This window comes from Mesorhizobium sp. M7A.F.Ca.US.014.04.1.1 (genome assembly GCF_003998745.1).
Taxonomy (GTDB): Bacteria; Pseudomonadota; Alphaproteobacteria; order Rhizobiales; family Rhizobiaceae; genus Mesorhizobium; species Mesorhizobium ciceri.
This window is the reverse complement of sequence record NZ_RZRW01000163.1, coordinates 1-10,681: the sequence shown is the minus strand read 5'-3', so window position 1 is coordinate 10,681 and position 10,681 is coordinate 1. Positions and strand designations below refer to the sequence as shown.

12 protein-coding genes are annotated in these 10,681 nt (G+C 65.3%); 6 read left to right on the top strand and 6 right to left on the bottom strand.

Going from position 1 to position 10,681, the window contains the following annotated elements; all coding sequences use genetic code 11:
• The 3 genes from EOA22_RS13505 to EOA22_RS13495 all read right to left on the bottom strand — a co-directional run.
• Positions 1 to 760, bottom strand: a 760-nt coding sequence (locus EOA22_RS13505; protein WP_164755411.1) for a serine hydrolase domain-containing protein, incomplete at its 3' end; no start/stop codon positions are given.
• Positions 761 to 901: 141 nt separating this feature from the next.
• Complete coding sequence (locus EOA22_RS13500; RefSeq protein ID WP_063168615.1) at positions 902 to 1,792, bottom strand: NmrA family NAD(P)-binding protein; 891 nt, start codon at positions 1,790 to 1,792, stop codon at positions 902 to 904.
• Entirely contained in the window at positions 1,789 to 1,971 is a 183-nt protein-coding gene (locus EOA22_RS13495) for a DUF1127 domain-containing protein (RefSeq protein WP_013530655.1), read from the bottom strand. The genes EOA22_RS13500 and EOA22_RS13495 overlap by 4 nt, the downstream gene beginning before the upstream one ends.
• A 217-nt stretch (positions 1,972 to 2,188) precedes the next feature.
• On the opposite strand from EOA22_RS13495, the gene EOA22_RS13490 reads away from it, so the two are divergent.
• Positions 2,189 to 3,100, top strand: coding sequence for a transcriptional regulator GcvA (locus tag EOA22_RS13490; protein ID WP_013530654.1), 912 nt, complete (start codon positions 2,189 to 2,191; stop codon positions 3,098 to 3,100).
• Between the two features lie 52 nt (positions 3,101 to 3,152).
• Here EOA22_RS13490 and EOA22_RS13485 read toward each other — a convergent pair whose 3' ends face one another.
• Both EOA22_RS13485 and EOA22_RS13480 read right to left on the bottom strand, forming a co-directional pair.
• Positions 3,153 to 3,365, bottom strand: a complete 213-nt coding sequence (locus EOA22_RS13485; protein WP_013530653.1) for a 4-oxalocrotonate tautomerase family protein — start codon at positions 3,363 to 3,365, stop codon at positions 3,153 to 3,155.
• 69 nt (positions 3,366 to 3,434) lie between these two features.
• Complete coding sequence (locus tag EOA22_RS13480) at positions 3,435 to 4,172, bottom strand: SDR family oxidoreductase (protein WP_024501705.1); 738 nt, start codon at positions 4,170 to 4,172, stop codon at positions 3,435 to 3,437.
• Between the two features lie 103 nt (positions 4,173 to 4,275).
• On the opposite strand from EOA22_RS13480, the gene EOA22_RS13475 reads away from it, so the two are divergent.
• The gene (locus EOA22_RS13475) at positions 4,276 to 5,169 is read left to right on the top strand and encodes a LysR family transcriptional regulator (RefSeq protein WP_063168616.1); all 894 of its coding nucleotides are present in this window, start codon (positions 4,276 to 4,278) and stop codon (positions 5,167 to 5,169) included.
• A 23-nt stretch (positions 5,170 to 5,192) separates the two neighbouring features.
• On the opposite strand, the gene EOA22_RS13470 is transcribed toward EOA22_RS13475, so the two are convergent.
• Positions 5,193 to 6,419, bottom strand: coding sequence for a flavin-dependent oxidoreductase (locus EOA22_RS13470; protein ID WP_127390017.1), 1,227 nt, complete (start codon positions 6,417 to 6,419; stop codon positions 5,193 to 5,195).
• A gap of 252 nt (positions 6,420 to 6,671) precedes the next feature.
• On the opposite strand from EOA22_RS13470, the gene EOA22_RS13465 reads away from it, so the two are divergent.
• From EOA22_RS13465 to EOA22_RS13450, 4 genes are all read left to right on the top strand, one after another.
• Positions 6,672 to 7,649 carry a GlxA family transcriptional regulator gene (locus tag EOA22_RS13465; RefSeq protein WP_164755410.1) on the top strand — a complete coding sequence of 326 codons (978 nt, stop codon included), beginning with the start codon at positions 6,672 to 6,674 and terminating at the stop codon, positions 7,647 to 7,649.
• 230 nt (positions 7,650 to 7,879) lie between these two features.
• On the top strand, positions 7,880 to 8,740 hold the full coding sequence (locus tag EOA22_RS13460; protein WP_063168619.1) for a xanthine dehydrogenase family protein subunit M: 861 nt from the start codon (positions 7,880 to 7,882) through the stop codon (positions 8,738 to 8,740).
• Positions 8,740 to 9,216: a (2Fe-2S)-binding protein gene (locus tag EOA22_RS13455; protein WP_013530647.1), complete on the top strand. Its 477-nt coding sequence runs from the start codon at positions 8,740 to 8,742 to the stop codon at positions 9,214 to 9,216. Before EOA22_RS13460 ends, EOA22_RS13455 begins: the two co-directional genes overlap by 1 nt.
• A gap of 1 nt (position 9,217) precedes the next feature.
• Positions 9,218 to 10,681, top strand: a 1,464-nt coding sequence (locus EOA22_RS13450; protein ID WP_164755409.1) for a xanthine dehydrogenase family protein molybdopterin-binding subunit, incomplete at its 3' end; no start/stop codon positions are given.

Genomic DNA, 10,681 nt, shown 5'->3' with positions numbered 1-10,681 from the left:
CTATCCTCGCTGCCCAGGCGCCATCGACCTTGACGTGAAGCGCGGCGCGGTTGGTTCGCTTGACGAAGTCCGAATGGCGGGAACTCGTGGAGGCCATGCCCAGCGGACGGTAGAGCTTCTCCTCGGCGACCTGCTCCCAGGGCTTTCCCGTCGGTGTCGCGGCTGCCACGGCACCCTCTGTCAATCCGAAATTGCTGTAAGAATACCCGGCCCGAAAGCTCGACGATGGCGGCACGAACCGCAGGCGATGCAGGATCTCGACGCGGTCGTAGCCAATGTCCTCGAGGTCGTCTCCGGCGGTGCCTGGAAGCCCGCTGCGATGCGAAAACAGGTCACGGACGGTGAGCTGGCTTGCCGGATAAGGATCGGCCAACCTGAAGGCCGGATCGAGATCGGCGATCTTCGAATCCCAGGACACGATCCTGTCGCTAACCAACGCCGCTACGACGGTGGCGGAAACCGGCTTGGAAAGGGAGGCGATCTGGAACACCGTGTCGGCGTCGACGATCTCAGGCTTGCCGGCCTCGCGATGCCCAAAACCCTTGAGGAAGATCACCTCGTCATCGCGCACGACGCCGATGGCGAGCCCGGGCACGGCACCGTCCGCGACGGCGGCTTCGGCAAGCGCTTCGAGCTTCGACAGGGCAGCAGTGATGCGCTCGGGCGTGAGGCTATCGGCCGGCGCCGCGTGCGGCCAAAGCGCCATTGCGGCGATGAAGACCCAAACCCTCCACTGGCAGAGATTCCGATTCAGCCGCATGCACAAGCCTCCTCCCAGGAATTCACATGACCATGATACAGGCCCGCACGGGTGAGACCAGCCCTTCTCGGGCGGCTCACGCCGCGAGCCGGATTCATCGGCCGCGCCGACGACGTCAGCTTCAGCGCCGCGCTCCTGTTCCTACCGCCCAGCGGCGTCCGCCATCGCAACAAAGGCGCTCTCGATGGTCTCGAAAGCCAGCTCCGGATACAGCACTCCGGCTTCCGGCGTGGCCGTCTCGAGCGCGGTCTCGCCGCGTATCCAGAATGCCCGCAGCAGTCCAAGCCAGGGGGCTGACGCGATCATCGCCTCAAGCTCCGCCGCACTCTGAGGCACGATGCGCGGCGAGCGGCCGCTCACCCGGCGCCACAGATCGATCATTTCGTTCTGGGTGATCTTGTTTCGGGCGATGCGGATCTCGCTGCGGATGGCCTTGGGATCGTTCAACGCGCGCAAGGTGACGGCGGCGATGTCCTTCTCGCTGACAAACGTCGCCGGCACATCGCCACCGCCATAAAGCGTCACCTCATCGGGCGGCAAGGGCGACGAGCCAAAGCGCATCAGATCGCCCAGCGTCGCCACCCAGGTCGAAAAGAAGCCGTTGGTGTAGATCACCGTGTAGGGCAGATCGGCTTGCCTGATCGCGTCGAACACGCCTCGCTTGAGATCGAGCGGCGGGATCGAGCCCGGGGCGGCGGCGGCGAAGTCGAGGCCGAAGCCGGCGGAAGGCACATAGCGGGAAACGCCGGCATCCCTCAGCGCCCGCACCAGCGTCATCTCGCTGGCCGAATGCACATGCACCGAGCTGATGACGCGGTCCACCGCACTGGCGGCGCGGACAAGGCTGTCATAGTCGTCGAGATCGCCGACGTGGATTTTGGCACCGAGCTCCTTCAGCGGGCGCAGCCGCTCTTCATCGCCGGCTGTTGCCGCACGAACCAGAACGTGCAGGCGATCGCCATTGCGGGCGCTGGCCTTCGCCATCTCGCTGCCCAGCAGCCCCGTCGCGCCGATGATCAGGGTGCTGGTCATATCGACCTCCCGTTGCGCAGGATGGAGCCGTCCCAGTCGCGCTCGAATCCGATGTCGTGCAAGCGATGGTTCGAGAAGCGTGAAACTTGGCGCAGCATCCGGCGGCGCTCGACGACTGCAGAGGCTCTGAGTGCAAGACCGCTCGTCGCGGCGCTGATGGATTCGAGAATCGGTTTCATGGTTCGTCTCCTGTGGTTCAGTAGGCGCAAGCGTGCCGACGCCGTCCGCAAGGGGACAAGCATGACGATTGCTCACACTGTTTCTGGTCGTTCAGCGCAGCGGCGAGATAGGAAAGCCGATCAATATCCGCTGCTACCCCTATAGATTGGACATTTCCGGGCTGGACGACAAACGACTCTTTGTGCAGGATTTGTGAGCAACACTCACAGGTGGACCATGCCGCGCAGACTACCGCCCCTCACTGCCTTGCCCGCCTTCGAGGCTGCCGCCAGGCATCTGAGTTTCTCCAAGGCGGCGGGTGAGCTCAACGTCACCCATGGCGCGGTCAGCCGCGCCATCCGCAACATCGAGGACAGGCTCGGCATCCAGCTTTTCGATCGGGGAACGAGGTCCGTGCGCCTGACGTCGGTCGGCGCGGCCTACGCATCGGAAGTCAGGACGGCGCTGGACCAGATCGCCGCCGCCACCATCGCCGCCACGCCCGACCGCACGGCAGGCATCCTGAATGTCAGCACATCGGACGGTTTTGCCGGCCGCTGGCTGGTGCCGAGGCTGCATCGCTTCCACCGCGCAAACGCCGACATCGACGTGCGGCTGTCGACCTCGGGCGTGCTTTCCGATTTCGTCAGCGACGGCATCGACATCGCCATCCGCTACGGCAAGGGCGGCTATACCGGGGTGACGGCGGAGTTTCTCGCTGATGAAGAGGTCTTCCCGGTCTGCAGCCCGGAACTGCTGCAAGGCGAACATCCGCTGCGCCAGCCCGGGGATCTCCGGCATCACAAGCTGATCCACGACGCCTTTCGCATCGACTGGGCAACATGGCTGCAACAGGCCGGCGTGGACGGCATCGATCCCAAGCGCGGCGTGCGCTTCGATTCCGCCACCTTCGCCGTCGAAGCCGCGGTGCATGGCGAAGGCGTGTTGCTCGGCCGAAGCGCGCTGGTCTCGGCCGACCTCGCTGCGGGGCGGCTGGTTCGTCCCTTCGATCTCGCGCTGAAATCCGCCTCGCGCTACTACGTCGTCTACCGTGACGGCGCGCTGCGCCAGAAAAAGATCAAGGCGTTCCGCGACTGGCTGTTTGCCGAAGTGGCCGCCGACTGGGTCGGTGCGACGAAGGATGGCTGATGCGGCAAGGGTTCAATTTGTGAAAGGCACCTCTTCGAGGTCTAGCCCTGCACTACTCCTTCGCGCGAAAAACTTCCGGCACGACGAACACTTCGTCGGCCCGGCCATAGCCTCCGTCGGCGACCTCCTCGACCAGCACCATCGTGTAGGGGCGCACGCCCTCACCGAAAAAGTCCACGAACATCGCGGTCGTTCGATGGATGAGGTCTTCCTTCTGCGCTTTGGAGAGGGCCGCTTGCGGTAGCTTGATGTTGGCGAATGGCATGATGTTTCCTTAGCTTTTCGAGTGTGGAAGTCAGGCAGTCAGGAGAGCCAAGCCGGCCTGGTTGCCGCCTCAGACCACGCCGCCATTGGCGCGGATGATTTGCCCGTTGACCCAGAAGCTGTCCGGACCGGCCAGGAACGAGACCAGCCCGGCAATGTCGTCGGGCTGGCCGAGCCGGCCGAGCGGGATCATCTTGCCGATGGCCTCGATCTGCGCCTCGCTCTTGCCGTCCGTGAACAGCGCGGTCTCGATCGGTCCGGGCGCCACCGCGTTGACGGTGACACGGCGCGCGCCAAGCTCCTTGGCCAGGATGTGGGTCATCGCCTCGACACCCGCCTTTGTGGCGGCGTAAACGCCGTAGCCCGACTGATAGAGACCGACGACGCTGCTGGAAAAATTGATCATGCGGCCGCCGTCGCGAAGCCGGCGCGCACCTTCCCGCATGCCGCGAAACACGCCGCCGAGATTGATCGCGATCTGGGTGTCGAACGAAGCATCGTCGGTCTGCGCGATCGGCGAAATCTTCATGATGCCGGCATTGTTGACGAGGATGTCGATGCCGCCGAACGCCTTCTCGCCGGCGTCGAACAGCACGGCGATGCCGTTCGGATTGGCGATATCGGCCTGCACGGCGATCGCCCTGCCGCCGCCGGTCTCGATCGCGCGGACCAGTTCTTCGGCCTCCGCACGGCCCCGTGCATAGTTGACGACAACGGCGACGCCGTCACGGGCGAGCCGCTGTGCGATGGCGGCGCCGATGCCTTTGGAGGCGCCGGTCACGATCGCGGTTCTGGTTTGATTTGTCATCGAAGTCTCTCCGCGTTGTTGGTGACACGGATATAGGCCAAGCCGAATTCCGGATAATCATCCACCCATTGACATCACTATTCGGAAACTGCGAACAAAGAGCATGGATCGGCTGGACACGATGCGGCTCTTTGTTCGCGTTCTGGAGCGGCGCAGCTTCACCGCTGCGGCGGCCGATCTCGGCCTGCCGCGCTCAACCGCGACGGAAGCCATCCGGCGGCTGGAGGAGCATCTCGGCGCGCGGCTGCTGGAACGAACGACGCGGCAGGTGAACGCCACCCAGGATGGTGAAGCCTACTATCGGCGCTGCCTGTCGATCCTGGCCGAGATCGAGGATGCCGAGGCCGCCTTCCGCAACGCCGAGCCTTTCGGCCTGCTGCGCATCGACGCCAGCACGCTGCTCACCCGCACATTCCTGTTGCCGCGCCTGCCGGAGTTTCTCGACCGCTATCCCCGCATCGACCTGCAGATCGGCCAGAGCGACCGGCTGGTCGATCTCGTGCGTGAAGGCGTGGACTGCGTGATCCGCGTCGGCGAGCCGCCCGACAGCGGCATGATCATGCGGCGGCTCGCGATGATCCGCGAGATCACCTGCGCCAGCCCCGCCTATCTCGAGCGCCACGGCACGCCCGCCTCCCCCGATGCGCTCGACGGTCACCAGGCGGTGGGCTTTGTCTCGTCGCGCACCGGAGAGACCCTTCCGTTCGAATTCACTGTCGCCGGCAATATCCGTGAGGTGCGGCTGCCCGGCCGCGTCGCCGCCAACAATTCCGATACCGCCGCCGACCTGGCGCGGCTTGGCCTCGGCCTCATCCAGGCGCCGCGCTATCGCTTCGACAAAGACCTGGCCGAAGGGACGCTGGTCGAAGTGCTGGCCGATTATCCGCCATCGCCGACGCCGCTGTCGGCGCTCTACCCGCAGAACAGACAGCTCTCGCCGCGCCTTCGCGTCTTCCTCGACTGGGCCTCACGCATCTTCGCCGAGGCAAACCTGTAGGCTGCAAAACGCGCCACTCGCGATCAACTCGGTTTTGCAAACCCGGCCAGGGACGCATAGCCGCGTACCACGCTCTTGCGTTCTTCGCGCGAAGCGACGGCGTCGATGTCATCAAACCCATGCGGCGCCCGGGCCTCGACCATGTCTATGACCGCTTCCGGCCCGCCTTGCCGATTGGCCAGCACGATGGCCGATGTGGCCGGCCGCCGCTCCCCGTCATACCGTGTTAGCGCGGCTTCGACGGTCGGTCCTGCGGCCAGATGCATCGCAAGGCAACCAGCGTCGAGTATTGCCTGGCTGGCTCCGTTCGACCCCACCGGGTACATGGGATGCGCCGCATCGCCGAGCAGCGTCACCCGCCCGAACGACCATCGTGGCAGCGGGTCGCGGTCGCAGTTCGGATATTCGTAGAAGCCATCCGTTGCCTGGATGATCGAGGCGGGGTCGACAAAATCAAGCTGAAACCGGTCACGCACGAAGGGCAGCACATCGTCGATCACGCCCGGGCGGCTCCAGTCGCCGGGACGCAGCGGTGATGTGCCGCTCTCGCCGGTATTGGCCATCACCGCCCAGTTCGTCAGCCTGGTCTCTTCGCGATCCGGCTCGATCGGATAATAGACGAACTTGGCGAAATTGCCGCCGGCAACCGCCATGGTGCGCCCGTCGCGCCAGACCGGCCACGGCGTGGCGCCGCGCCACAGCATCGTGCCGTTCCAGATCGGCGGCCCTTCTTCGGGATAGAGCACGGCCCTGACGGCGGAATGAATCCCGTCGGCGCCTATGAGCAGGTCGCCATGGGCCTCGCCGCGCGAGCCGTCATGCCGGCGGAAATGCGCCACGACCTCGCCCTCGTTCTGCTCGAAGGCATCGACACGGCTTGCCGTGCTGATGACGTCGCCGCCAAGCCTGTTCACCACGGCCCGGTGAATCAGCCCCAGCAGCCTGCCGCGATGAATGCTGATTTGCGGAACCTCATAGCCGGCATCGATGCCCCGCAATTCCTGCCATACGATCTGGCCGAAGCGGTTGGTGTAGACAAGCTCGCGTGTCCTCACCCCCTCCGCGTCGAGCGCCGGCATCAGCCCAAGCCCGGCCAGCGCCTTGACAGCGTGAGGCAGCATGTTGATGCCGACGCCAAGTTCGCGGATGTCGTCGGCCCGCTCGAAAAGTTCGACCTCGATGCCTGCCTCATGCAGGAACAGAGCAGTGGTGAGGCCGCCGATACCGGCCCCGGCGATCAATGCTTTCATCAGTCACTCCCTTGCCGTGAAAAGTCCCCCCGAGCCGGCCAGATGCCCGTCGACTTCGCGACGTCACGGCGATGCGCGTGGCCGGGGATCTTCGAGTTGCATGGCGACGAGGTCTGCCGTGCGGGCACCATGGCGGGCAGCGATGGCGCGCAGCGTTTCGTCCAGGACTTTTGCCGGTCTCCAGATGGCTTGACGACGAGGCTACCGGCGTTAGGTTTCGTCCGAAATGACATAAATCGGGCGAATACTGCCATGCGCAGGCACGTTGCCGTCGTCGTTCACCCCGGTTTCCAGCTTCTGGATGCGGCCGGGCCGACAACCGTCTTCGAGATTGCGGAGCGCTGCCGCCCGGACAGCTATGAGTTGGTTTTGCTGTCGCCCGGCGGCGGCGACGTTGAAAGCTCCTCTGGCCTGAAGCTTCTCACCAGACCTCTGCGCGACGGCCCTTTCGACACCGTCATCGTATCGGGCGGCGAAATCATCCGTTCCATCGAGGCGATGGACGAGATCGTCGCCTGGTTGAGGCGCGTGCCGGCGCGGCGCACCACCAGCGTCTGCACCGGCGCGTACCTGCTGGCACGGGCGGGATTGCTCGACGGCCGCCGCGCCACCACGCACTGGGCCAGCAGTCACGACTTCCACCGCCGCTACCCGAAGGTCAGGCTGGATGCCGAGCGTATTTTCATCAGGGATGGCGACATCTGGACGTCGGCCGGCATCTCGGCCGGAATAGACCTGGCGCTTGCCCTCGTCGAAGATGACCTTGGCGCTGAAGTGGCGCGCCGCACCGCACAGCAGATAGTCATGCACCAGCGCCGGCCGGGCGGCCAGTCGCAATTCTCGGCCTTCGTCGAACTGGGCGGGCGAACCGGCCGCTTCGCCGCGCTGATCGAGTGGGTGCGGGCAAACCTGGCCGAACCGCTGACCGTCGAATGCCTGGCCGATCACGCGGCCATGAGTCCCCGCAACTTCGCCCGCGCCTTCACGTCCGAGACCGGCGTCACGCCGGCAAAGGCGGTAGAGCGCATGCGCCTCGATACGGCCCGCACGGCGATCGAGACCAGCCATCTCCCGCTTGAGCGCACCGCCGAAGCCGCCGGTTTTGGCGATCCCGGACGCATGCGGCGTGCCTTCCTGCGTACCCGTGGCCAGCCGCCGCAGGCGTTTCGGACGGCCGCCGAACACAGGGGGCTTCAGTGGGGCAGCCAAGCAGCGGCTCTGCCGGCTTAAACGCCGTTCCGGTCCAAAAGCGGACAAAACCGAATGAGCGCACTTGATCCAGACCGAAGTTTCACGAAAATCATTCCAAAGCCGGTTGCTGCCATTCAGTGCGCCACTTTCGGCCTGTTGGACTGGATATTGCGGCGCCTGGCCCAATCGCCGCAGACGACGAACCGGATAGCCATTATGAGGAGACTGTTTATAACGGTCGCTGAAATCGCGATGACCAAGGGGAGACGATGCGCTACATACGTCCGCTTTCAATAGAAGATGCCGTTGGCCAGTTGGCCGGGTCGGCTGGTACGGCCGCCATCCTCGCCGGAGGCAGCGACCTCCTGGTCAGGATGAAGGGCGGCTTTGCCGAACCAGAGTTGATCGTCGACATCAAGGCGATCGATGGCTTGAGCGAGATCCGGGAAACGGCTGAAGGCTTCAGCATCGGCGCCGCGGTCCCTTGCGCCGTCCTGGGAGAGAACACCGCCCTCAAGAAGGCATGGCCTGGTGTCGTCGAGGCGGCCAAGCTGATCGGCTCCAAGCAGGTGCAGGGCCGCTGCACCATCGTGGGCAATCTCTGCAACGCATCGCCGGCCGCCGACAGCGTGCCGGCGCTGGTTGCCGCCGGCGCCAGGGCAGTGGTCGTCGGGCCGGCGGGCCGGCGCACGATCCCCGTGCAGAGCGTGCCGACCGCGCCGGGCAAGACGTCGCTGGCCAAAGGCGAGATCATCGAGGCGATCCTGCTCGACAAGCGCGAGCCGCGGTCTGGCGATGCCTATCTGCGTTTCATTCCACGCACCGAGATGGACATCGCGGTGGTCAGCGCCGGGGTGAACCTGACGCTCGACGAGCACGGTGTCGTCAAATCGGCCCGCGTGGCGCTGGGCGCCGTGGCGGCGACGGTGCTTCTGGTCGAAGAGGCCGCGGAGGTGCTCGTCGGCTCCAGGCTGGAAGAGGCGACGCTGGAGCGGCTCGCCAAGGTCTGCGCGGGGGCCTGTCGTCCCATCGACGACAAGCGCGGCACTATCGAATTCAGACGAAAAGTTGCGGGTGTGCTGGCCCAGCGGGCCGCCACATCAGCCTATGCACGTGCAGGAGGCAAATGATGGCTGGAATTGCAGTTTCAACGACAATCAACGGCGATGCTGTCGAGTATCTGTGCCAGCCCGACGAGACGCTGCTCGACGTCCTGCGCGATCGGCTGGGGCTGACGGGCGCCAAGGAAGGCTGCGGCACCGGCGACTGCGGCGCCTGCTCGATCATCCTCGATGACCGGTTGGTGTGCTCATGCCTGGTGCTCGGCGCCGAGGCTGAAGGCCGTCGCGTCGAGACCATCGAGGGCATGGCGCATGGCGATACGCTGCACCCGCTGCAGCAGAAATTCCTCGAGCACGCCGCATTGCAATGCGGCATCTGCACTCCGGGCTTCCTGATCGCGGCCAAGGACCTCCTGGCCAAGAACCCCGACCCGACCGAGGAGGAAATCCGCTTCGGCCTTGCCGGGAACCTCTGCCGCTGCACCGGTTACGACAAGATCGTGCGCGCCGTCCAGGATGCGGCCATCGTGATGAAGGGAGCCTGAGATGAATTTCGATCCACGTTTTTCCGGACGTAAATTCGCCTCCGTCGGCACACGTCCGATCCGTCCCGACGGCATCGACAAGGTGACGGGCCGCGCGCGCTACGGCGCCGACTTCAACATGGCCGGCCAGCTGGTCGGGCGCGTTCTGAGAAGCCCGCACGCCCACGCCAGGATCGTCAAGATCGACACGTCGAAAGCGGAAAAGCTCGCCGGCGTCAAGGCGGTGATCACCGCGGCCGACCTGCCCGACCTCACCGATGGCGATGCCGCCATGTACGACGTCCTCGACAATTGCATGGCGCGCACGAAGGCGCTCTATGACGGCCACGCGGTGGCCGCGGTCGCCGCGATCGACGCCCGCACCGCCAGGCAGGCGCTGAAGCTCATCGAGATCGAGTACGAGCTTTTGTCGCACGTCACCGATGTCGACGAGGCGGCGAAGCACACGGCGCCCTTGATCAATGATGCCATCTTCACCGAGGGCCTTGAGGAAAAGCCGGTAAAACCCTCCAACGTCACCAAGCGCAGCCAGTTTGGCCATGGCGATGTCCATCAGGGTTTCGGGCACGCCGACTTCATCGTCGAGCGCTCCTTCAAGACCGAGCAGACGCACCAGGGCTATATCGAGCCGCATGCCTGCGTGGCGAATTTCAGCTCCGACGGCACCGCCGACCTCTGGGTGTGCACGCAGGGCCATTTCGTCTACCGCCAGCACTGCGCCCAGCTGCTTGGCATGGAAGCCTCGAAACTGCGCGTCACCTCCTCGGAGATCGGCGGCGGTTTTGGCGGCAAGACCCATGTCTGGGCCGAGCCGGTGGCGCTGGCGCTGTCGCGCAAGGCAGGACGGCCGGTGAAGCTGGTGATGACCCGCGACGAGGTGTTCCGCGCCTCGGGCCCGACCAGCGCCACCTCGATCGACGTCAAGATCGGCGCCCGCAAGGACGGCACCATCACCGCCGCCGAAGCGACGCTGCGCTACAGCTGCGGCCCGTATGCCGGCTCCTGGGCCGAGATCGGCGCCATGACCGCGTTCGCCTGCTACAAGCTCGATAACGTCAAGACGGTCGGCTACGAAGTGCTGGTCAACCGGCCGAAGACCGCGGCCTATCGCGCGCCTTCCGCACCCATGGCAGCCTTCGCGGTGGAAAGCGCCGTCGACGAGCTGGCCAAGAAGATCGGCATGGACCCGGTCGACTTCCGGATCAAAAACGCCGCGCAGGAAGGCACACGGTCCTCCTACGGTCCGGTCTACGGCCCGATCGGCATCGGCCCGACGCTCGAGGCGGTGAAGAGCCATCCGCACATGAAGGCGCCGCTGGGCAAGAACCAGGGCCGCGGCATGGCTTGCGGCTTCTGGTTCAACTTCGGCGGCCAGACCTGCACCGACCTCAACATCGGCATGGACGGCTCGGTCTCGCTTGCCGTCGGCACGGTCGACGTCGGTGGTTCACGCGCGTCGCTGTCG